At 57.1% G+C, this 23657-nt stretch carries 17 protein-coding genes; 11 read left to right on the top strand and 6 right to left on the bottom strand.

Annotation, left to right across the window (positions count from 1 at the left end; all coding sequences use genetic code 11):
• The 4 genes from phnL to phnN all read left to right on the top strand — a co-directional run bounded on the left by phnL (position 1) and on the right by phnN (position 3285).
• Positions 1-705, top strand: coding sequence for a phosphonate C-P lyase system protein PhnL (gene phnL, locus RBB44_RS20675; protein ID WP_306149745.1), 705 nt, complete (start codon positions 1-3; stop codon positions 703-705).
• 105 nt (positions 706-810) lie between these two features.
• Positions 811-1560, top strand: a complete 750-nt coding sequence (locus RBB44_RS20670; RefSeq protein WP_306149746.1) for a DUF1045 domain-containing protein — start codon at positions 811-813, stop codon at positions 1558-1560.
• On the top strand, positions 1557-2714 hold the full coding sequence (locus tag RBB44_RS20665) for an alpha-D-ribose 1-methylphosphonate 5-triphosphate diphosphatase (RefSeq protein WP_306149747.1): 1158 nt from the start codon (positions 1557-1559) through the stop codon (positions 2712-2714). The genes RBB44_RS20670 and RBB44_RS20665 overlap by 4 nt, the downstream gene beginning before the upstream one ends.
• Complete coding sequence (gene phnN / locus RBB44_RS20660) at positions 2704-3285, top strand: phosphonate metabolism protein/1,5-bisphosphokinase (PRPP-forming) PhnN (protein WP_306149748.1); 582 nt, start codon at positions 2704-2706, stop codon at positions 3283-3285. The genes RBB44_RS20665 and phnN overlap by 11 nt, the downstream gene beginning before the upstream one ends.
• Before the next feature lie 2 nt (positions 3286-3287).
• Here phnN and RBB44_RS20655 read toward each other — a convergent pair whose 3' ends face one another.
• The 5 genes from RBB44_RS20655 to RBB44_RS20635 all read right to left on the bottom strand — a co-directional run bounded on the left by RBB44_RS20655 (position 3288) and on the right by RBB44_RS20635 (position 11424).
• Positions 3288-6194 (bottom strand): AsmA family protein, encoded by a 2907-nt coding sequence (locus tag RBB44_RS20655; protein ID WP_306149749.1) that lies wholly within the window; start codon positions 6192-6194, stop codon positions 3288-3290.
• 145 nt (positions 6195-6339) lie between these two features.
• The gene (locus tag RBB44_RS20650; RefSeq protein WP_306149750.1) at positions 6340-7491 is read right to left on the bottom strand and encodes a DUF1513 domain-containing protein; all 1152 of its coding nucleotides are present in this window, start codon (positions 7489-7491) and stop codon (positions 6340-6342) included.
• Complete coding sequence (locus RBB44_RS20645) at positions 7472-8545, bottom strand: imelysin family protein (RefSeq protein ID WP_306149751.1); 1074 nt, start codon at positions 8543-8545, stop codon at positions 7472-7474. Before RBB44_RS20645 ends, RBB44_RS20650 begins: the two co-directional genes overlap by 20 nt.
• A complete protein-coding gene (locus RBB44_RS20640) occupies positions 8545-10074 on the bottom strand; it encodes a di-heme oxidoredictase family protein (RefSeq protein ID WP_306149752.1) in 1530 nt (509 codons plus the stop codon). The genes RBB44_RS20645 and RBB44_RS20640 overlap by 1 nt, the downstream gene beginning before the upstream one ends.
• 87 nt (positions 10075-10161) lie before the next feature.
• A complete protein-coding gene (locus RBB44_RS20635) occupies positions 10162-11424 on the bottom strand; it encodes an imelysin family protein (RefSeq protein WP_306149753.1) in 1263 nt (420 codons plus the stop codon).
• 352 nt (positions 11425-11776) lie between these two features.
• Between RBB44_RS20635 and RBB44_RS20630 the strand changes: the two genes are divergently transcribed.
• Together RBB44_RS20630 and RBB44_RS20625 are read left to right on the top strand one after the other, a co-directional pair.
• Positions 11777-12250 (top strand): TerB family tellurite resistance protein, encoded by a 474-nt coding sequence (locus tag RBB44_RS20630; RefSeq protein WP_133952485.1) that lies wholly within the window; start codon positions 11777-11779, stop codon positions 12248-12250.
• Positions 12251-12343: 93 nt separating this feature from the next.
• The gene (locus RBB44_RS20625) at positions 12344-13099 is read left to right on the top strand and encodes a glutamine amidotransferase (RefSeq protein ID WP_306149754.1); all 756 of its coding nucleotides are present in this window, start codon (positions 12344-12346) and stop codon (positions 13097-13099) included.
• A 54-nt stretch (positions 13100-13153) separates the two neighbouring features.
• On the opposite strand, the gene pyc is transcribed toward RBB44_RS20625, so the two are convergent.
• Positions 13154-16594 (bottom strand): pyruvate carboxylase, encoded by a 3441-nt coding sequence (gene pyc / locus RBB44_RS20620; protein ID WP_306149756.1) that lies wholly within the window; start codon positions 16592-16594, stop codon positions 13154-13156.
• An 824-nt stretch (positions 16595-17418) separates the two neighbouring features.
• Between pyc and RBB44_RS20615 the strand changes: the two genes are divergently transcribed.
• From RBB44_RS20615 to RBB44_RS20595, 5 genes are all read left to right on the top strand, one after another.
• Complete coding sequence (locus RBB44_RS20615) at positions 17419-20460, top strand: helicase-related protein (protein WP_306149757.1); 3042 nt, start codon at positions 17419-17421, stop codon at positions 20458-20460.
• 47 nt (positions 20461-20507) lie between these two features.
• Positions 20508-20879: an RNA-binding S4 domain-containing protein gene (locus tag RBB44_RS20610; RefSeq protein WP_286183873.1), complete on the top strand. Its 372-nt coding sequence runs from the start codon at positions 20508-20510 to the stop codon at positions 20877-20879.
• A gap of 227 nt (positions 20880-21106) precedes the next feature.
• Positions 21107-21439 (top strand): ferredoxin FdxA, encoded by a 333-nt coding sequence (gene fdxA, locus RBB44_RS20605; RefSeq protein WP_008192880.1) that lies wholly within the window; start codon positions 21107-21109, stop codon positions 21437-21439.
• A gap of 453 nt (positions 21440-21892) precedes the next feature.
• Positions 21893-22483, top strand: coding sequence for a CarD family transcriptional regulator (locus RBB44_RS20600; RefSeq protein ID WP_306149758.1), 591 nt, complete (start codon positions 21893-21895; stop codon positions 22481-22483).
• 262 nt (positions 22484-22745) lie between these two features.
• Entirely contained in the window at positions 22746-23621 is an 876-nt protein-coding gene (locus RBB44_RS20595) for an RNA polymerase factor sigma-32 (RefSeq protein WP_166672828.1), read from the top strand.
• Positions 23622-23657 lie beyond the last annotated feature (36 nt).

Raw genomic sequence — 23657 nt, 5'->3', positions numbered from 1 at the left:
ATGCCAGTGCGTCTTTATCTGAACAGTGTCGGCAAGTCCTTCACCATGCACCTTCAGGGCGGCACGGTGATCCCGGTTGTCGAAAACGTAGAGTTCTCTGTCGAGGCCGGCGAATGCGTGGTCCTTGGCGGCCCCTCCGGAGCGGGCAAAAGCTCGATCCTGAAAATGATCTACGGCAACTATCGCTGCGATCAGGGCCAGATCCTGGTGACTGTTGGTGATGAGATCATCAACGTTGCAGATGCGGAGCCGCGCCAGGTCTTGCGGCTACGGGACAACACAATCGGCTATGTCAGCCAGTTCCTGCGCACCATTCCGCGCGTGTCTGCCGAGGAAGTGGTTGCCGAACCACTTATTGCCCAAGGGACAAGCGAAGCGGAAGGGCTTGATACGGCGCGCAGCCTGCTCTCCCGGCTGAATGTTCCCGAGCGGCTCTGGAAATTGCCACCGGCTACCTTTTCCGGCGGCGAACAGCAGCGGGTCAACATTGCCCGGGGTTTCATCGCGCACTACCCGATCCTTCTCCTAGACGAACCCACCGCGTCACTGGACGCCGCGAACCGCGCCGTTGTTGTTCGCCTGGTGGAAGAGAAGAAAGCCAAAGGCGTTGCCATGGTAGGAATCTTGCACGATGAGGATGTCCGGCAGGAAATCGCCGACAGGATCATCGACGTCACCAGCTTCAGCGCTGACTTGGCTGCTTAACCGAAATAACTTGCCGGGAGCGGTGGCATGTCACAGAACAGTCATCGCTTCTGGTTATGGGCTTTGCTTCGGCCAAGTCCGGTCTCCTAATTCGCGACTTTTTCCATGCGCTACGCCATCTATTTCGCAGCCGACGCTGACGCACCGCTCATGCAGCTGGGCAACACCTGGTTGGGCCGTGATCCCTTCACCGGATCACGCCTGCAGCAACCTTCGATTCCGGGCCTGGATCCCGCTCGCTTCGAAGATCTGACCACCAGCCCCCGGCGGTACGGATTTCATGGCACGTTGAAAGCCCCATTCTCGCTTGCGAAAGATACAACCGAAGACGCCTTGATCACTGCCTGCACCGGTTTTGCAAAGACAGTGTCTCCCTTCGATCTGAAGGGACTCAGCGTCAATCAACTTGGCCAGTTCCTCGCGCTGACCCCGGCTCAGGCAGAGCCAGATTTGGAAGCCTTTGCGTCTCTGTGTGTGCGCCAGTTTGAACCGTTCCGCGCGCCTTTGAGCGCCGAGGATCTGGACCGGCGGCGGCAAGCAAATCTCACACCCAAACAGGACGCATATGTCGAGACCTGGGGCTATCCATATGTTTTCGACGAGTTCCGCTTTCACATGACGCTGTCCAACAAGCTGGGGGACGACGAAGAGGCTGCACTCCTGGCACGGAGCGCAGAAACGCATTTTGAAACCGTCACCAATTCAGCGCTTACCTGCCGCCACTTCGGTCTTTATGTCGAACCAGAACGCGGCGCCGCGTTTGACGTCCACAGCATATTTGAACTGACGGGCCCGCAAAGCCCTATCGCTGCGCTTAAAAACACGCTGGCAAACTCCAACGAGGAAGTCTCATGAGCACGCATCCGAAACTCTTCAAAAATGCCAAGCTGGTTCTGGCGGAAGACGTGATCAACGGCTCTCTGACCGTCGATCCGGACGGCCTGATTTCCGATATCGGATCAGCAACTGAGGCCGTGGGGCACGACTGTGAAGGCGATTTCCTTCTGCCGGGCCTGATCGAGCTGCACACCGATCACCTCGAAGTACACTATGCTCCGAGGCCGAAGGTCCGGTGGAACCCTGTTGCGGCCGTTCAGGCACATGATGCCCAGATCGCTTGTGCCGGCATAACAACCGTGTTTGACGCCCTTCGTGTTGGCATGGATGAGGATGACGACAGCAACGACACCATGAAGGTCGCGGACATGCGGGCCCTCGCAGATGCGATTGAAACGGGTCAGAAGGAAAACCGACTGCGGGCCGATCACTATATCCACCTGCGCTGCGAAGTCTCCGCGCCGGATGTCATCCGGGCCTACAACTACTTTGATGGGGATGACCGTGTCCGGCTGGTCTCCCTGATGGACCACACACCCGGTCAGCGCCAGTTCGTGTCGCTCGATTCCTACATCAGCTACTATCAGGGCAAGCGCGGCTTCACCGACGAGCAGATGGCCGAATTCATTGAAATGCGCAAAGCCAGGGCCGACAAGAACACCCCGGGCAACCGCAAGGCGATTGCCGCACATGCGGACAAAAACACAATCGCAATTGCCAGCCATGATGACGCGACCATTGCCCATGTTGATGAAGCCATTGCGCTGAACACCAAAATTGCCGAATTCCCGACCACAGTAGAAGCTGCCAAGGCTTCACATGAGGCCGGCATGGCCGTTTTGATGGGCGCACCGAACGTCGTGCGCGGAGGCTCCCATTCCGGCAACGTATCGGCCCGCGAACTCGCAGAAGCCGGATACCTTGATGTTCTGTCGTCGGACTACATCCCGGCATCCCTACTCCAGGCTGCGTTCCAGCTTGCAGACGAGATCGATGGCATCACCCTGCCGAAAGCAGTTTCAACGGTAACGTCGACTCCGGCGAAAGCCATTGGTCTTTCCGACCGCGGTGTGCTGGAGCCCAGCAAACGGGCGGATCTCATTCAGGTCAAGCTGGTTGGTAATGTGCCGATCGTGCGCGGTGTCTGGCGCGAAGGCCGCCGTGTTGCCTGACGCTCAAATGCACGCGCAGGAAAAACTCGGCCCGGGACGGATGGTTCTCGTGGTCGGCCCGAGCGGGGCAGGCAAAGACACGCTCATGGCCGCCTTGAAAGACCGCCTGGTGGGCAACGACAGCGTTGTTTTTGCCCGGCGCGCGGTCACCCGGGATGCCGATGCCAGTTCTGAAGATCACGACACACTTACCAGGTCGAACTTCGAGACCCTTGTCTCAACCGGCAATGTAGCTCTGTCCTGGGAAGCCCATGGATTGGGGTATGTTGTACCCCAGTCTTATGACCGCGTAATTCGGGACGGCAAAACGGTGATCGCCAACGGATCCCGCAAGGTATTGCAAGAAGCCTCAGACAAATATGAAACGGCGATCGTCCTTCTGATCACCGCCCCAGTTGAGATCTTGGCAGAACGCCTTGCTGCCCGGGGCCGGGAAAGCCGTGAGGACATCGAAGAACGTTTGAAACGCGCGGATCTGGAACCGCAGAACGTTCCGAACCTCATCCGGATTGAAAACACCGGCACCATAGAGACGGCGGTTTCCGCAATGATGACGGCACTCAAGATCTAGAGTTAGTTCTGGCCTTGGCCTTGCTCCGGCTCTTGCGCCTTCTGGCGCCCGAAAACGTTGCCCAACAAGCCGGGTGGCAGCCCAAAGCCCTCTTCAACGGCCTTCAGGACGTCTTCGTCGTCAACGTCGCCTTCGATCACTTTCTCGATGTCGATCTGGGTTTGACCACCAGTGGCCCGTTGGATCACCTGATTGGCGGTGTCGGTCAGGCTTTCCGGCACATCCGCTTCGCCCTTCAAGATCGAAATCAGTTCACCACCGACTTGTTCCAACTGTTCGTACGCCGCCTGCGGATTTTCCAAAATGCCTGCAATGTCAGGATAAATGCGCGGATCACTCCAGGCCCCATCCACCACGATCGGCACACCCAGACCGGCCATTTTCTTGTCGGTGCCTTTCGGGCGCGGCATGGGGGCCTGGCCTTCCAATGTCGCCACAATTCTTGGCTCCACCCGCCAGGACAGCCGTTGATTGGGCATATCCGTGGTGCCGCCGCCGCTCATGCGGATCAACGGCCCGATCAGAGACAGGTCACTGGTGGTCGCAATTCCGTTTTCGATCTGAAACGAAGCCCCAAGCGACGAAAAATCTGTCTCCTCGGAGGGGCTCGCCTGCCATCCAAGCAAGGTCTCAACTGAGAGGCTGCGCACCATCTGCGGAATATTGATCCCGCGGATTGCGCCGTCTTCAAACATGTAGCTGGCGGTGCCTTTGAGGTTCTGAACCATTTGCTGCTCGCTGGCACCTGACGTTGTTACATCCAGGCCAATGAGCGTTTTGCCTTCAATCCAGGTAAAGTCCGCCGCATCCCGAAGAAGCGGATAGGCATTCAAGCCGGAGAGATCAAACTTTGCCGACAATGCGGGTGTTGCAGCTGCGCCATTCAGCCTGACGGAGCCCGTGCCTGTGCCGTCGTAAAGCGACAGTTTCTCAAGATCCGCCGTCAGAACGCCATCCTGGATCGCAACCGAGAGGGCGCTTTGTCCAATCCGGATCTTGTCCATACGGATCTCGTTTGCAGTTGCCTTGAAGTCGACATTCGCAGCTCTCAGGCCCGAAAAATCGATCGGCTCTGTGCTCCAGGATTTGCCCGCCGGAGGTGCCGCCGCCGCTGGTGCCGAACCACTGCCGCTGCCAGATTGAGCCGCGGGCTGCCCACCGGCTGATCCGCCGCCAAGGTAAGGGTCCAAGACGAGCTCGCGCAAATCAAGACGCGCCGTCACAGTTGGCTTGCCGCCGAGGGTCACACGGCCATTGGCCTCGCCAGAGGTCTCATCCAGCGTGAAGCGTGTCTCCTCGAACGAAATCGTACCCCCTTGAAAACCGAAAATGCCGGAGGCGCTGAACGCGCCCAAGCCACCACCTGCCGCCAAGGGTTGGCCCATCCAGGCCATCAAACCTCGAAGATCAGCCGTTTGAACCCGAGCTGCGCCATCCACGGTGCTTGGCAGTTGCGCCGACCCATCAAATCCAACGCTCAACCGATTGCCCTTAAGGGAAACAGAAACTGCACCGGATTGGCCTGCCAACAATTTGGACGTATCGGCTTCACCAGTCAGACTGAACCCTTCTCCGCGCCAGGTCAGTGCACCGCTTGCAGACAGTGGGGCTTCAAGTCCTTGCATCTCTAGAGCAAGAGACAGTCCGGTAATCCGGTCGGCTTCCGGGTCGCCGCCGACAGCATCTGCGAGGCCCAATCCGCCAATTTCACCTTCGGAGATGTTGACCGATCCGTTGACGTCTAGTCCGGCCAGCATTTCTTCACCTGTCAGGCCAACCGTTTCAAATGCCAGATCGGCGCTCAACAGCCCGCTTGCCGGCAGCTCCTGACCGGCGAGAAGCAACAAATCCGCAATCGACCCGTCTTTCAGGACAAGCCGACCGGAGACTTCCGGCACCAACCCAGAGAGATCCGCATCGGCCGCACCGCCAAGGGAAAGTTGGCCCAATACCAGATGGAGATCTGACACTGAGACCGCTGCTTCAGAGCCCCGCACTTGTGCATCAAACTGGTAAGCGCCTGGATCTGCATCGAGCGACTGTCCGCCCAGCGCGGCTAGAGTTTTTAACGACGGTCCTGACGCAGCGATCGCGAGTTCAGCACGGACCGGCTCCAGTCCTGTGGTCCCCTTGATCGTGATGGAGTTTTCTGACGAAGTCAGAGCCAAATCGACGGGCACCTGGTCGCCGGATGCCAATCCCAGCGGGTTGGACAACGTGCCCGAAACCTCGAGAGGAACGTCCTGAAATTGGAAATCGGAAGTAAGCTGGACATCTCCGGTCAAATCCGGGGCAGTCAGGGACAGATTGAGGGCCTGAATGACAAAGTTCTGATCTGCTGTGGCATCAATGTAGGTCAGCTCGCCGTTGGTGATCTGGAGACTGTCGACACCAATGCTCTCCAGGTATCCCTCACCGGCATCAGCCGCAGCGTTATCTGCACCGCTGTCCGGCGTGGACTGCGCGCTATCACCTGCCGGAGCGCTGCTTTCTTCTGCCTCGCCGGTCAGAACTTCCAATGACCGGCGCGGTGCCCAACTGGTGGCGCCGTTTGCGTTTTTCTCGAGATAGATCAGCGGTTCGTCGAGTGCGATGCCGGTAACTTTCACATTGCCCGACAGTAGCCCAGACCAGGCAAGACCGAAGTCCATGCGTTTGGCTTTGGCGAACTCAATACCGTCCGCGCCAGCGGCACCGGAGATACCGATATCTTCAGCTGTCAATTGAAAGCCGGGAAACAGTGACAATGAAACAGGGCCATCGAGCCGGACACGCCAACCGAAGCGGTTGTCGATCTGTTGGACCACCTGCTGCTTGATCTGATCCTTGGGCAGGAAAAACGGAACCACAAGAAGAGCGGTGACAACCAGAAACAGGAAGCTGCCCAGACCGATCAAAAGCCGTTGCATATCAATGTCTCCTCGTGGCGAATCGCCACAATGTAGACCAAACCGACCAGCAACATGCCGGTAGATTTTGACAAAAGGTGGAAAAACGGCGGTTTATCAGGAATTTCCGTTGCAAGGCAAGTTCGGCTGGACCGATTTGGTAAGCTTAGATCCGAAGAGCCGTCATGTGATTGTCCCACGCAAAACCTGCGGGTCGGGCCAGTATTTCCGCCCGCTCTCCTGGATCTGAGAGATAGGAAACGCCACCATTTCCGTCGGAGATCAGAAAACTTCCCTGATCAATAGGCGCGACACCGCACCCATCAGAGATGTTTTGGTGGCCAAGATAGTCTCCGGTCTCCGCATTCCAGAACAAGGTCTTGCCGCCACGCGGCGCTGATGTTGCGACGACACTTCGATCTGTGGTGGCTGTCACAGACCCGATATAGTTTCCAAGCTGGCCCACAAGCTTCTCGGGCAGGTCCAACAAAACCGGCGCTTCATCTCTTGAAATGACGGCAACCAGCGGCGGGGTGTCTGTCTTCGAGCCTTCAAACTGCCCACCAGCCCAGGCCCGGCCAGCCCCGTCCAAAGCCATGTGCCGCAAAGACAACTGATGCAGGGATTTATCCAAACATTGCTCTGCCAGCAGGTCACCGGTTTTGGCATCCAGGAAAACCACAGAGGGCGACATGGTCTCCAGATTGAGCTTTTCCCGCCCGCAGTCGGGATGCGTTTCAATCCCGCCATTCGCAACAATAAGGACGTTGCCATCCGGGCTCAATAGAACCTCATGCGGGCCAATGCCGTGACTGTCGAATTCGCCCAGTCGGGTGATAGTCTCTCCGCTCACGTCATAGACGCCGACAACACCGCGAGCAGCCTCAAAATCATTCTCCACCGCATAGAGAAGCCGCCCGTCTTTGGAAAAACAGCCGTGCCCGTAAAAATGCCGACCGGGCGCAGCAATGATGGTTTGCATTGGCCGGCCGGAAAATGGCCAGGCAACGATCGCAAATGTTCCCGGGCGGCGGGCAAACGCGGCGAGACAATCTCCCGTAGCGGATACCGCAATGCCGTGACCGCGCCCCGGCAGTGAGATTTCCGCCTGGATCTGACCCAAATCATCAAGGACCGCAATGCCAAACCCGCCTGCAGAGTTTTTGAAGGCGCTGGCAAAGAGCGGGACATATGAAGAGCTCAGCAAACCCGCCCCGAGACCCGATCCCGCAAACACCGGCAGCGCAGCCAGTCCACCCAGCGCGGTTAAAAATCCGCGCCTGGAAAACTCGACCGGCCTAGTCGCCATCAAGGGCATTGAACCCTCCCGCAAGTCCCAACGCGCCCGCGACCCGCTCACCGACAAGCCGCTGAAGGGAATTCAAGGAAATGACCAAGAGCGACAACTGGCCATAGGCGCCAGATGCCTCAAACCTCTCACGCAATGGCGGCTGGAGGTTACCAAGAGTATTCAAAGCGTTTTCGAACTCGAAGGTCATCGACCCGATCAGCCAGGCATGTTCCTCCGGCATCATGGGTTCAAGATCCATGCTCTGGATCGCGTCCAGAATGCCGTTCATTTCGGATGTCAGAAACACAACACCATTGCCGGACCGGGAGAACGGAATCCGGTTTGGCCTCGCCTTTTCTTTCGAGCTTCCAAGCGCTGGCGCAATGTTTTGATCCCGAACGACGATCAGCGCCGTGGACAGCGTTTGAAACACATCTTCCAAGGCTTCTTTGTCGGTCTGAAAACGGGCGTTGCTGCCGCCGGTTTCCAGAAGCGTTTTCGTAAAACCATCCGCATCGAACCAGGAAAGCATGACGTCCCGGGCAATGCCGGCAACATTCTCTGAGATCGCCAGCGCATAAGAACACGTGAAGTCCCCGCGCTCCCCCTCTTCGCCAAGCACGACGGCGCCGGTCTTGTCGAATGCAACCAACTGAAGCGCTGTCAGGCCTTGCAAAGCCACACTTTTTTCCGACAGGCTTTCCGCCGTCCTTACGCTCTCATCTTGAGCCCCATAGAGCTTGCGGATCTGCCTTTGCGCAATGCCACGTGGATCCGGCTGGAAGGCGAGACGGCTGATGCGGTCGTCTTCAATCAGGGGGCCAAGCCGTAGAAAATGGATGCGGGCAAACTGACCAACAGCATCTGAGAAAACAAACTTGAAATCTGACTTCGCCTCATCCGTCGGTGCTTGGCAGGCCTCTTTGACCGCCAGCGGCAAGCGGGTCGCAACATCAGCAAAAACCCTGGTCTCAGGCTGAATGTAACCGGAAATCATCTTCTCGATCGGCTGCGTAAGATCAGCAGCAACTGCCGGCCATGTCATCAGGGCCGCAGCCGCGGAGACAAGAATTCGCTTCATCACAGGGACTCCAGAAACCGGATAAGAGAGACGCGGTCGTCCGGCTCCATGGCGACCACTTGATTTCGGGCAGCTTCCGCTTCCCCGCCGTGCCACAGAACGGCTTCGAGCAAATTGCGCGCCCGGCCATCGTGCAGGAAACGGGTATGATTGTTGACCGTTTCGGTCAAGCCAATGCCCCAAAGCGGCGGTGTCCGCCATTCGCGGCCGGTCGCATCGCCAACCGGGCGGTTGTCGGCCAGATCTTCGCCCATGTCGTGCAGCAAGAGATCCGTATAGGGCCAGATCAGCTGAAACTGATGCGCCTCAGTTTCCGCATCCCGGTGCGTGACAAACTTCGGCTGATGGCACTTGGCGCAGCCAACTTCATAGAACAGCTCTTTTCCGCGCAGTACTTTCGGGTCAGACACATCGCGCCGGGCTGGAACTGCCAGGTTCTCCGAATAGAATGTCACTAATTCCATGACCGGATCAGGCGCTTCCGACACCCCAAGATGCGCCTGTTCGCCATGCGGCAAAATCCGGCATTCGGTCTGGCGTTGTGTGCAATCGCCATAATTGTCCGGCCTGTCCGGTGAACTGATGCCAATATCACCGGAAAAGGCGCCGGCCGTTTGATCGCGGATGTTCGGGTTGGACGCCTTCCAGCCGAACCGGCCGATGGTGAGCTCTCCTGTCCGGCCGTCCCGAACCCGGCTGACTTTGCCAGAGATCCCGTCTCCATTCACATCATCAGGATCCGCCAAGGCTTCAATATCCCCAGGGTGAATCGCCTGCAGCAAACCGAGACCAATCATTGGCGGTGCGACCCGCGGTGAGATCAAGGTTTCGGGATGCATCTCGCCAAATCCAAGATCCCGGATCTTATAGACGGGCTTTTGCAAGATAGCCGTCTCGCCGCCACTCAGCGGCACCACGATCTCTTCGTGTTCAATGTCGAAACGGCCTTCCCCGGCAAGCCCTGGGACAGCAAAAACCTGAAACTGCCCGCCATATGTCGGCTCTGGGATGCGGAGCAGTCTTTTGTCCTGAAGAGCCGCCCGTTCTTTATCGGTTTGTGGCGGAATGGAAAGGCGCAGGAAGAGGGAAACCGCCTCATCGCCCGGACGCGGCGGCCGCCCGCGGCCATCCTTCAGGTGGCACCCCTGGCAGGAGCGTGCGTTATAAAGTGGGCCCAACCCGTCGGACGCTTTGGTGGATGCGGGCGACGAGGCCCAGAGCTTTTTGAAAAGCCCGTTGCCAACCTTGAAATTTTGCTCTTGCTCGAACGTCAGATTTGCAGTGGCATGAGAAAAAGCATCGCGGTTGATGCGCTTGCGGGACGTACCGGCACCGCCCTGCATCTGTTCAAAGGTCTCTGCCTTGGAAAAATCATCGGCGAGCGGAAGGACGCTTAAAACCTTGGTCCGGTCCTGCTCTGACAGATCATCGCGATGGCTCAACTGCCCATCGGCCAAGGCGGTCTGACCAATCAGGCCCGCACATAAAACAGCAGCGCCCAAAATGGCGCTTTGTCCTCGGACAGTCATAAGGTTCGCATCCTGATTTACGCCCGCCCGAGCCCCAATTCCGGCAGGCAATAATGGCGGGCAGCAGAGCCACCCGCCACATGGGTCTTACTCAAAAACAGCGGACGGATTGTCGAGGCTGTCGGAGCCTTCGAAAGCAATCTCGTCGAGCTCAAGCACTTTCACGACACGCTCGATCGACGTGGTCTGGTCAACCAGCGCATCGACAGCCGCCTGAACAATTGCGTTGCCCTCTGCGTTGCCTTCGCCGATCATCTGGTCATACGCTTCACCGGCTTCGGCGCGTGTTTTTATCGCTTCGAATGCAGCCAGCGTGGCGTCCAGCTTGGCCTGCATTTCTTCGGCCAGAGCCGGATCTTTCGCCGCGACCATCTCTGCAAGGGATGCGCCCTTCACATCGTTGCCGAGCGGGCTCTTGTACTCACCGAAATAGACGTTCCGGATGCCGACCACATCGTTGTAGTGCGACATGTGCGTGTTGTCGGAGAAGCAGTCATGCTCTTCTTCCGGATCATGCAGCATGAGGCCAAGCTTCATCCGCTCACCGGCCAGTTCGCCATAAGAAAGAGAGCCCATCCCGGTCAGGATGGTCGCCAGACCACCTGCTTCCCCCTTGCCGCCCAGTTCTTCGCGCGCTGCACCGCCCGGTGCCCACGCGGCAACCATTTCCTCAAGATCGGTAATCAGAAGATCAGTGGCAGCTTTCAGGTATTGCGCCCGGCGCTCGCAATTGCCACCCGTGCAGTTAACCGCGTCAAAATCACTGGCCGGACGATTGCCAGCACCCTCATCGGTGCCGTTGAGATCTTGCCCCCAAAGCAGAAATTCGATTGCGTGGTAACCGGTGGCCACGTTGGCTTCAACTTCGCCTGCTTCCTGAAGGGATTCGGCCAGAAGAGCCGGCGTGATCACGCTGGCATCGATGGTGTCACCCCCGACTTTCAGGGTCGGATTGGCAATGACATTGGCTGCATAAAATGCGTTCCCTTCGGAATCCTCGCCATAGGAAACGTCGACATAATCGATCAGTCCCTCATCCAGCGGCCAGGCGTTCACCTTGCCTTCCCAATCATCGACGATGGCATTGCCGAAACGGTAGGCTTCTGTCTGCTGATACGGGTTGCGAGCTTCGATCCATGCTTTGCGCGCCGCGGCCAGGTTGGCGTCGCTCGGCTCGGCAATCAGCTTGTCGATTGCGCTCTGGAGCGTCTTTGCTGTTTCAAGAGAGTCGGAATACTTGGCAGAGGCAATATCGCTGTATGTGCCGAGAACATCGGCAGGCGCTGCGGCCATTGCAGGCGTTGCCAGAAGGGTTGTTGCCGCAAGAAGCGCGCGCGTTAAGGATTTCATTGGAGTGTTCCTAAATCCGGGGCAATGCAAACGGCCGGAGACCCGATCTGCATGCTTTTTTGAAAAATCTGCAGCGCGATCCTGCGCCGCCCGGACAGTGAAAAACATTTCATGAATAAAAAAGTCAAGTTATAAACTTCAGAAAAATCAATAGATTAGAATGATTCCAAAAATGTTGAGGGTAAAAATCCACTTTTCCGCACTATTCAAAAGTTTTAAACCGCTTCCCAACTGTTTGATGCTAAACATGGAATAAGCCCAGTCGGGCCAAGAGAGAGTTTGAGACTACGTAGTACACCTAAGTGCACTGCCGAATGGCTGGGCCACCGGCCAAACAACAGGGACTGACCGTATGCTGAACGCGCTGAAGAGCTTCGTCCGGGAGATCACGTTCGGAGACAGTGGCAAGAAAACATTTGCCGAGGACGACAAGCGGCTCGCAGCCGCCGCACTGCTGTTTCACCTGGTAGACATCGACGGCATCATCGAAGACAGCGAAAGCGAGAAACTTCGGCAGATCTTGCAGGCGCGTTATGAGCTCTCGGACGAAGAGACCAGCGAACTGATCGCAGCGGCCAAACAGCGCGATGAAGAGGCGGTCGACCTTTACGGCTTCACCTCCGTTTTGAAACGCACAACAGACGAGGCGGAACGCCTCGCCATCATCGAGATGATGTGGGAAATCGTTTATGCGGACGGCCACGTGCATGAATTTGAAGACAACACCATCTGGCGGGTTGCCGAGCTGCTGGGGGTTTCGTCCCGGGACCGGATGACACTGCGCCACAAAGTGGCCAAAACCGCGCCGGAAGCTGACGAGGCTTGATGCTTTCCATGCTTGAGGCTTTCTTACAATCACGGCGCAACCAAACCGCGCAAGAGACTCGATTTTTTCAAGCTGCTCGCTAATATTGGAACTATGGATTTTTCTTCGAACCACGGAACGTATCGCCCCAAAGTGCTGATCGTCCTGCACCAGGAACATTCCTCGCCCGGACGGGTGGGGCACGAGCTGGTGAAACGCGGTTTTGCACTCGACATTCGCAAACCCCGCTTTGGTGACAGCCTCCCGGATACCGTGCGCGACCATGCCGGCGCCGTTATCTTTGGCGGACCGATGAGCGCCAATGATCCGGACGGGTTCGTTCACAAGGAAATCGACTGGATCAAGGTTCCGCTTCAGGAAGAAACGCCGTTTCTCGGTATTTGCCTTGGTGCGCAGATGCTGGTGAAGCAGCTTGGCGGTACCGTTTCCGGCCACAGGGATGAGCTGGTTGAAATCGGTTATTACCCACTGAAACCAACCGATGCCGGCAAAGACCTGATGGATTGGCCGAAAAAGGTCTACCAGTGGCACCGGGAGGGGTTCGATCTGCCGTCGGGTGCGGATCTGCTGGCAACCAGCCCAACTTATCCCAACCAGGCCATTCGCGTTGGGCCGGCGGCATACGGGATTCAGTTCCACCCGGAACTTACCCACCAAATGATGGTTAAATGGACCACAAAAGGCGCTCCGCGGATGGAACTTCCCGGGGCGCAGCAACGCCGCGATCATTTTGCTGGCCGCTTCGTCTACGACACCGCGGTTCGCGCCTGGCTAGACCGGTTTCTGGACCTTTGGATCGGCACCGCCGAAGCCCCTGTTCAGCACAACCGCTTGAAAGCAGCCGAGTAAGCCGCTCTTTGCATCGCTTAGTGTAGTAAAAGGGCCGCTTGCGCGGCCCTTTATTTATGCCTCGAACACCACCAGGAGATCCTTGGCGTCGATCTGGGCACCCGGTGTGACAAGCACTTCGGAGACCTTGCCATCGCGCTCGGCGTGAAGGGCGGTTTCCATCTTCATGGCTTCGATCGAAACGAGCACATCACCGGCCTTAACCTCCTGTCCGGCAGCAATCGCAACCGTGGAGATGACGCCCGGCATCGGCGCACCAACATGGGCCGCATTGCCGTCTTCGGCCTTGCGCATGGCAGCAGCCCCGACAGCACCATGCGCCCGGTCAGGTACCTTGACGTTGCGCGGCTGGCCATTGAGTTCGAAGAAGACTTTCTTCTCGCCCTTCTCATCGGTTTCACCGATGGCCTGACAGCGGACCACAAGTGTCTTTCCGGGTTCCAGGTCAACAAAGATCTCGTCGCCTGATTCAAGACCGTAGAAATAGACCGGCGTCGGCAGCACGGAGGTCGGTCCATATTGCTGCTGCGCCTTGTCGAAGTCCGTGAAGACCTTAGGGTACATCAGATAGGATGCCAGCTCCATATCATCGATGTCATGACACGTTGCGGTCGCGGCGGCTGCCCGTTCAGCTTCAAGATCTGCCTCTTCCAGCAGGGACCCAGGGCGAACGGTGATCGGCTTTTCCCCTTTAAGCGCCTTTTCCTGAATTGCCTTCGGCCATCCGCCGGGAGACTGTCCAAGGTCACCATGCAGCATCTTCACAACACTGTCCGGGAAGGCAACGTCCTTGGCCGGGTCTTCAACATCGGCAACGCTGAGGCCCTGGCTGACCATCATCAGCGCCATGTCGCCGACCACCTTAGAGGACGGCGTTACCTTGACGATGTCGCCAAACATCTGGTTGGCATCGGCGTACGCTTGCGCAACTTCGTGCCAGCGGGTTTCCAGGCCGAGGGACCGTGCCTGTTCCTTCAGGTTGGTGAACTGGCCGCCTGGCATTTCGTGCAAGTAAACCTCTGAAGCGCCAGAGCGAAGGTCACTCTCAAAGGCCCGGTATTGCGCGCGAACGGCTTCCCAATAGAAGGAGATCTGGCGGATTGTCGCCGCATCAAGGCCCGTATCCCGATCCGTGCCCCGCAGCGCCTCCACAATAGATCCAAGGCACGGCTGCGACGTCAGACCGGACAAGGCATCCATGGCCGCATCGACCGCATCAACACCGGCCTCGACGGCTGCCAGAATGGTGGAAGCCGCAATACCGGAGGTGTCATGGGTGTGGAAGTGGATCGGCAGGCCGACCTCTTCTTTCAGCGCTTTCACCAGGATCTTGGCCGCCTGCGGCTTCATCAACCCTGCCATGTCCTTGATGCCAAGGATATGGGCACCGGCTGCTTCCAGTTCCTTCGCCAGATTGACGTAGTATTTCAAATCATATTTTGGACGCGCACTGTCCAGCATATCGCCGGTGTAGCAAAGCACTCCCTCACAGAGTTTGCCGGTTTCCTGGACCGCATCCATGGAAACGCGCATGTTCTCAACCCAGTTCAAGCAGTCAAAGACGCGGAAAAGATCCACGCCGTTTTCGGCCGCCTGATGGACGAAAAACTTGACCACATTGTCCGGATAGTTGGTGTAACCAACCCCGTTCGAGCCCCGCAACAGCATCTGAAGCAGGATGTTCGGCGCCCGTTCACGGATCTGATGCAGCCGCTCCCAGGGGCTTTCCGTCAAGAATCGCATGGACACGTCGAACGTCGCACCGCCCCAGCATTCCAGGGAAAAGAGCGTCGGCAGACCGGTCGCATAAGCATCTGCGATGTTGACAATGTCGTGGGAGCGCATGCGGGTCGCCAGCAAAGACTGGTGGCCGTCACGCATCGTGGTATCGGTGAGAAGCGCCCGTTTTTCCGCCTTCATCCAGTCGGCGAAACCTTTCGGACCGAGCTCATCCAGAAGCTGGCGCGTTCCTTTCGGTTTTTCGTCGCCAAAGTCCGGCACGACCGGCGCAGCAGCATCCTTCGGCGGACGGACCCGGTCTTTGGTTTCCGGATGCCCGTTCACCGAGACATCGGCGATATAGGTGAGCAGCTTGGTTGCCCGATCCTGGCGTTTTGTCTGTTCAAACAGCGCAGGCGTGTCGTCGATGAAGCGGGTGGTATAGGTCTGGGCGCGGAAATCGGCATGATCAATGATGTTTTCCAAAAACACCAGATTGGTCGCAACACCGCGGATCCGGAACTCCCGCAAGGCGCGGTCCATCCGTTTGCGCGCATCTTCGGCCGTCGGCGCCCAGGCCGTCACTTTTTCAAGAAGCGGATCATAGAACCGGGTGATCACCGCCCCTGAATAGGCGGTCCCGCCATCGAGGCGAATACCGAAGCCGGTCGCGCCGCGATACGCGGTGATGCGGCCATAATCCGGAATGAAGTTCTGCTCCGGATCTTCCGTGGTGATCCGGCATTGCAGGGCGTGACCGTTGAGGCGAATGTTCTCCTGCGCCGGGACACCGCTTTCCGGCGTTCCGATCTTTTCTCCATCTGCGATGTGGATCTGTGCCTGGACGATATCGATGCCCGTGACTTCTTCGGTCACAGTGTGCTCGACCTGGACCCGGGGATTGACTTCGATGAAGTAAATCGCCCCCGTGTCCGCATCCATCAGGAACTCGACAGTGCCCGCGCCGCGATAGTTCACCGCCCGGCCAATTTTAAGACCGTATTCGCAAAGCTCTGTGCGCTTGGCATCATCGAGATAAGGCGCTGGTGCCCGCTCGACCACCTTTTGGTGGCGTCGCTGGATCGAGCAATCCCGCTCGAAGAGATGAACAACGGTTTCACCGTCCCCAAGGATCTGGACTTCGACGTGGCGTGCCCGTTGAACCAGCTTCTCCAGATAAATCTCGTCCTTGCCGAAGGCGGCCTTGGCTTCCCGCTTGGCAGCCAGCACTTCCTTTTCAAGGGTCGCTTCATCCGGAATGACGCGCATGCCACGGCCACCGCCGCCCCAGGACGCTTTCAGCATCACCGGGTAGCCGATCTCCAGAGCCTGCTTCTTGATCTCATTCAGATCGTCAGGAAGCGGGTCCGTTGCCGGCATGACCGGTACCCCGGCCTCGATTGCCAGGTTCCGTGCGGCCACCTTGTTGCCCAGACGGCGCATTGTCTCGGATTTCGGCCCGATAAAGGTGATCCCGGCCGTTTCGCAGGCATCCACGAATTCCGGGCTTTCCGACAACAGGCCGTAGCCCGGGTGGATGGCATCAGCGCCGGAATGTTTGGCAACACGAATAATCTCGTCGATGGACAGATAGGCCTCGATCGGGCCAAGACCCTTGCCGACCTGATACGCCTCATCGGCCTTGAACCGGTGCAGAGCCAGTTTGTCTTGCTCGGCATAGATCGCAACGGTCTTCAGACCGAGTTCGTTGGCAGCCCGGAAAACCCGGATTGCAATTTCAGACCGGTTCGCAACGAGAATTTTTCTTATCGCCAAACGCCCACTCCCCCTAATAATCCGCAACATGCAAGGCACATTTCGGCAAGATTTCTACTTACGTCGAAGCCAATTGAAAAGGGGCAGCATGCTTGTCCTTTTTCCAGAAAGTGAAATATTTTTGCTCTGACGGCGATAAACCTTGGAAAAATGGGCACAAATCCTACGCCAGGGGATGAGCACTTATGGGAGATTTTTCTGCTGGCGGCCCGTTTCACTTCGCAGTGCGAACGCCAAACCACGCCCCAATCTGAAACACTCTCCCGTCACCGACGCGGAAAATCGTAAACACCCGGGAGATTTTTTAGGCGCCCAATTGGTCTTTCGAGAAGACAACCTACCAGATCGGGTAGGAACAAATCAAAAACATGATCAAAACACCGATTCGTCAGCGATTCGTTCTGCATGTGTCCATGGTTAATGGCGAAAGGCGCAGCATGCCCGAAAAACGAATCTTTTTTTGATTTGGAGATTGACAGGTTTTTTGCCCTGAACTTCAGCCTCAGGGTGATTTGGCGCAAATCCCTGACCAGACTCAGCATTTCGTACTAAAAGTTGGATTCAAATCCACATTTCGTAGGGAACAAATCCTGAATCCCCAAGAGTCCGCGATTCGGTTTCGGTTTGTTCCAGAGTCGTTCTCCACAACTTTCTGGATACACATTGATCCAACAAAGGAATAGCGAGAGCGCGTCGAAAAAGGGCAGGACAGAGCCACAACGCCTATGCTAGACACGCGCATCCGAGTTCAGGGCACGTGCCTTGGGAGAGCAGGCCGCCGGAACGGCGCGCCAAACACTGAGATTTCTGACCGCATCACCTCTATGTCCCGCCCCCAAACCCTGCAATTACCGCCGAGCGCCCGCTCCCGCACGGTCACAGCCGTGCTTGGGCCAACCAACACCGGCAAAACGCACCTTGCGATCGAGCGCATGCTGGCGCAGCCGTCGGGCTTGATCGGTCTGCCGTTGCGGCTCTTGGCACGGGAAGTTTATGGGCGGATTGCCGAACGCGCCGGAACTGATGCCGTTGCGTTGATCACCGGCGAAGAGAAGATCATTCCGAAACAGCCGCGGTTTTGGGTGTCCACGGTCGAGGCCATGCCACTCGATCTGAACACCGAGTTTGTCGCCATCGACGAAGTGCAGCTCGCCGGAAATCTCGACCGCGGCCACGTCTTCACGGACAGGATCCTGAACCTGCGCGGCCGCTCCGAAACACTCCTTTTGGGGTCTGCGACCGCCCGCCCGCTTCTCGAGAAGCTGATCCCGGGCCTGAATGTTGTCACCCGTCCGCGCATGTCGATCCTCTCCTATGCCGGATCGAAAAAGGTCTCCCGCCTGCCCGCACGGTCAGCAATCGTCGCGTTTTCATCCGATGAGGTTTATTCGATCGCCGAACTATTGCGCCGCCAACGGGGCGGGGCGGCGGTGGTTCTTGGCTCGTTGAGCCCAAGAACACGGAATGCGCAAGTTGACCTGTTCCAGAACGGCGATGTCGATCATCTGGTAGCCACTGACGCAATCGGCATGGGCCTCAATCTGGATGTCCATCACATCGCCTTTGCCGGCAACCGGAAATACGACGGGTATCAGTATCGCCAGCTGACGCCTTCGGAAATGGGTCAGATCGCCGGACGGGCCGGCCGCCACACTAAAGACGGCACCTTCGGGGTCACCGGCCGCGTCGATCCGCTGGACGATGATTTGATCGAACAAATCGAAAGCCACCATTTTGACAGCCTGAAAGTGCTGCAATGGCGCAACAGTGCTTTGGATTTTTCATCCACCAATGCATTGCGCCGCAGCCTTGATTTACCGCCTCGGGAAGAGGGTTTGGCCCGCGCGCCCACAGGCGACGACATCACGGCGCTTGAACATTTATTGCGCGATAGCGCAATTTCTGACATGGCAAAGGGCGCAAAATCAGTAGAACTGCTATGGGATGTGTGTCAGGTCCCCGATTACCGGAAGATCGCCCCGGCCAATCATGGGGACCTTCTGGCAACCATTTACAATCACCTGATGCGCCACAATGCGATTGAAGATGACTGGTTCGCCCGTCAATTGGCCTTCGCAGACCGTGTAGATGGTGATATCGACACACTCGCGAACCGGATCGCTCACATCCGGACCTGGACGTATGTCGCGAACCGCCCTGACTGGCTGGCCGATCCGGCCCATTGGCAGGACGTGACCCGCGGCATAGAAGACAAACTATCTGACGCCCTTCACGACCGGCTGACACAGCGGTTCGTGGATCGGCGGACAAGTGTATTGATGCGACGTTTGAGAGAGAACGCAATGCTGGAAGCGGAAATTACATCGAGTGGGGATGTGCTCGTCGAAGGTCAGCACATCGGAAATCTGCTTGGCTTCCGGTTTGCCCCTGATGCGGCGGCCGAAGGCCCGGACGGAAAAACGGTCCGTGCTGCCGCACAAAAAGCCCTGACCACGGAAATCGAATCCCGTGCGGAAAAGCTTGGCAAATCAGAGAACAGTGATTTTGTCCTGACATCGGATGGCGTCATCCGCTGGCGCGGTGAACCGGTGGCCAAATTGTCCCCGACCGACGATGTTCTGGCCCCGGCAGCTCTGCTCTTGGCCGACGAGCACCTGACAGGCCTGGCGCGCGATACCGTACAAAACCGCCTGGATCTTTGGGTAAAGGCCCAGGTCGATACACTTTTGAAGCCGCTGATGGACCTGAAGTCAGGTGAAGGGCTGGAGGGCTTGGCGCGCGGTATTGCATTCCGGATTGTCGAAGGCCTCGGCATCCTGGAGCGTCAGGACGCGTCTGACGAAATCCGTCAGTTGGACCAGGACATGCGCGCGTCCTTGCGCAAACACGGTGTCCGCTTCGGCGCTTACACGATATTTGTTCCGGCACTTTTGAAACCGGCTCCAAGCCAGTTGCTTGCCCAGCTTTGGGCCCTGAAGCACGGCGAGTTGGACATGGACGGCATGGAAGAGCTGCCGCAGTTGTCCGCCTCAGGCCGGACATCCATTCCGGTCAACCCGGAGATCCAGCCGGCGCTTTACAAGGTTGTCGGGTTCCGCGTGTGCGGCCCGCGAGCCGTACGCGTTGACATCCTGGAGCGTCTTGCCGATCTCATCCGTCCGCTGATTGCCTGGAAACCGCTCGACAGCGAAGTTGCTCCGCCGGAAGGGGCAATTGAAACCGGTGGCGGCTTTACCGTGACGGTTGCGATGACGTCTTTGCTGGGCTGCGCAGGCGAAGATTTTTCCGCTGTTTTGAAGTCCCTCGGCTACCGTCTTGAGACCAAGGAAGTGCAGCGTCCGGCAGCACCAAAAGCCGACGCGACAGAAGTGACGCCAAACACAGCCGAACCCGCTGCAGTTGAGGACACACCTGCGACTGAGGCAGAGGCGTCTGCCGAAAGTGCTGTGACCGAAGTTGCTGAAGCCTCTGAGACTTCTGCAGTAGAACAAGCTGCCGAAGAAGCGCCTGCGACTGCCGACGCTGAAACGTCCGCAGAGGCACCAACTCCAGAAACCGAGGATGCCCAGACGGCAGAACCAACACCGGCCAGCGAACCGGAAATGGAAACTGTTACCATCGAAATCTGGCGCCCAGGCCGTCACGACCGCCGCCCGCGCGGCCGTCAGGACCAACGCCGAGGCGGTGACAATCGCAAGCAGCAAGGTCCCAAAGGCGCTCCTGGTGAACGTCGCCACGGCAAACCTGGCAAAAGTGGTCCGAACAAGGGGCGCGCAGGTCAGAAGTCCTTTGATGGGGGCAACCGCCGCGACAAAACCCCGAAAGACAAGCCGATCGACCCGAACTCACCTTTTGCAGCCTTGATGGCGCTGAAGGAGAACATGGGCGACAAGGATAAGAAGTAATTCCGGGCGACGATCAAAAGGCGGCTGCCGTTTCCGCCCAAGGCAGCCTGCGTGTCGACAAGTGGCTCTGGTACGCCAGGGTCACAAAATCCCGTTCCCTTGCGCAGAAACTCGCTGCAGGCGGACATGTCCGGATCAACAAGGACAAGATTTCCTCCGCCAGCAAGACCATCAAGACCGGCGACGTTTTAACCATTGCCTTGGAACGTCGCATTCTTGTTTTGAAAGTGGTTGCACTTGGCTCCCGGCGCGGACCTTACGAAGAAGCAAAAAAACTCTACGAAGACCTGTCTCCGCCACCGCCGCCAAAGGCCGAAGCGCCACCTCCACCCCCTGGACAGAGGGAGCCTGGCAGCGGGCGGCCAACAAAACGTGACCGGCGCAAAATGGATGCTTTCAGGCAGGAGGATGAACACTAAAAGCTCTATGGGCCTGATCCTTTTTATGAATCTTGAAAAAAAGGAAATAGCTTTCTCAAACAGAGCTGCGATGCGACCTGTTGAACGCTTGCACCCGCCTGCCAAAAGCGATACCCAACTGCAATAATAAAGGCAGCAGAGGTCAGAGCCTGCGCATCAAACCGACGCCAGACGACTGCATCCGGTTACAACTTTCGTACCCGATGCTCTGACTAAAGAGGATTGCGATGACCTACGTCGTCACAGACAACTGTATCAAGTGCAAATACACCGACTGCGTTGAGGTGTGTCCAGTTGATTGTTTCTATGAAGGCGAAAATTTCCTCGTCATCAACCCGGACGAATGCATCGACTGCGGTGTTTGCGAGCCGGAATGTCCGGCTGAAGCAATTCTTCCGGATACGGAACCAGGTCTCGAGAAGTGGATCGAAATCAACGCCGAATATTCGGAAAAATGGCCGAACATTACGGAAAAGAAAGATCCAATGCCCGATGCAGATAAATTTGACGGGCAGGAGAACAAACTGGAGAAGTACTTTTCTCCAAATCCGCCGGCATGATTCGCTTATCTGAAGTTGCGATAAATTCGTAAGTCTCAATATTCGCAACCTGAGATAAGTTCAAAACACTATTGATTACAGCTGCCTGAGCGGAACATTCGCTCGGGCCTTAATGCTGTTTTGCGCCCGCGAAAGAGTTCCTCTTTAATTTTCCACAAGAGTATGTTATGTTGTCTCGATAGTCGCCAACCACGAGAATAACCCCAAAAACGGAGTCGTGCTTACGTGTCCCGTGATCTTGATCTTCCGGGCCGCGAGTGATCCGACAGCTTATGTATCCAAGCAAGGTTCTAGAGTGGAATTCGACGACTGACCAGCCCGACACGCCGCATATCAACAGGCGTTCCAAGATTTGGACGTCAAAGCGATTGCGTGCCGCACAAACAAGGACCGTTTCAGCGGTCCATTTCTGGTCTGCAACAGACCGCTAACTGCGCAGGAGAAACTACGAGTATGGCAACAAACACCAAAAAGACCGCGCAGCGTCAAGGTTTCAAGACTGGCGAATACATCGTTTACCCGGCTCACGGGGTGGGCCAGATTACCGCCATTGAAGAACAAAACGTAGCAGGTCACTCTTTGGAGTTGCTCGTCATCGTTTTTGAACAGGATAAGATGACACTTCGCGTCCCGGTCGCGAAAATCGCATCTGTGGGAATGCGGAAGCTCGGCGACCCGGCTGCTGTCAAGAAGGCACTCGAAACAGTCCAGGGACGTCCGCGTATCAAGCGGACAATGTGGAGCCGCCGTGCCCAGGAATACGAAGCGAAAATCAACTCCGGCGATCTGATTGCAATTTCGGAAGTCGTCCGAGACCTTTTCCGCTCGGAGAGCCAGCCGGAGCAGTCCTACTCAGAACGCCAGCTTTACGAAGCTGCCCTGGATCGTATGGCACGCGAAATTGCCGCAGTGAACAAATGCTCGGAAACCGAAGCAATCAAGGAAATCGAGCAGAACCTCGCGAAGTCACCAAGCCGCATTAAAGCAGCTGCTGCCGCGGCAGAAGATGGCGAAGATGGCGACGACACAGAAGAGGCCGCCTGAAAGGCTGCTGATCGCTGATCTTTCATTTGCGAAAAGGCCCGGAGCAATCCGGGCCTTTTTTTACGTCCAACGGCGAGCAACCCTCTTCGAGATCAGCGGGCAGTTATATCGAAACGCTTTCACGCCCGCTGATCTAGACTGCAGCAAATCTCTACCTTTCTGTCACGACATTGTGCGTATTCGTGCGTCCGTGCGTTTTCGAAGTGATCTATTCTGACTTTGGGTCCGTAGTACCACTAACGTCACGCCTGGAGTGCTACATATGTCCACGTCTATGAGTGAAAGAAGGCATTTGGTGAAAGCGGCGATGAAAGCGCCGTATTTGACCCGTGAGGAAGAGCTTGAGCTCGCCATTCAGTGGCGGGACAACAAAGACGAAAAGGCTCTGGAGAAACTTTCTCTGTCCCACATGCGGTTGGTCATTGCCGTTGCCTCGCGGTTCAAGAACTTCGGCCTTAATCTCGGTGACCTGATCCAGGAAGGTCATGTTGGGCTGCTGGAGGCTGCTGCGAGGTTCGAACCAGAACGTGAGGTTCGCTTCTCGACATACGCCACGTGGTGGATCCGCGCCTCAATTCAAGACTATATTCTTCGGAACTGGTCCATCGTCCGGGGCGGCACGTCCTCTTCTCAAAAGGCGTTGTTCTTCAATCTCCGCCGATTGCGCGCAAAGCTGTCCAACAATCAGACACCTCTGACAGACAGCGAGCTGCATCAAAAGATCGCAGACGCCATTGGCGTGAAGCAATCTGATGTCGCTGTCATGAATGCGCGTTTGTCCGGACCCGACACGTCGCTGAACGCACCGGTAACAGACACAGAAGGGTCCAGCGCCGACCGTCAGGATTTCCTCGTTTCTGATGCACCGCAACCGGATGAGATTGTCACAGAGAACATCGACGCAGAGCGGCGCAACACATGGCTCGCATCTGCGCTGGACGTTTTAAGCGAGCGGGAACTCAAAATTGTCCGCGAGCGGCGCTTGTCTGAAGACGGTGCGACACTTGAATCGCTCGGCAAGAAACTCGGCATTTCCAAGGAACGCGTGCGCCAGATCGAAAGCCGTGCACTTCAGAAGCTGAAGTCTGCACTGCTAGCAAACCAACCGGACAAGTCGGTTTACGCCATTTCGATGTAAGATAAGCCCGGGCCATCGCCCGGGCTTTTTTGATTG

Origin of the sequence: Roseibium sp. MMSF_3247 (assembly GCF_030733765.1) — a bacterium.
GTDB lineage: Bacteria > Pseudomonadota > Alphaproteobacteria > Rhizobiales > Stappiaceae > Roseibium.
This window is presented reverse-complemented; position numbering and strand designations above follow the sequence as displayed.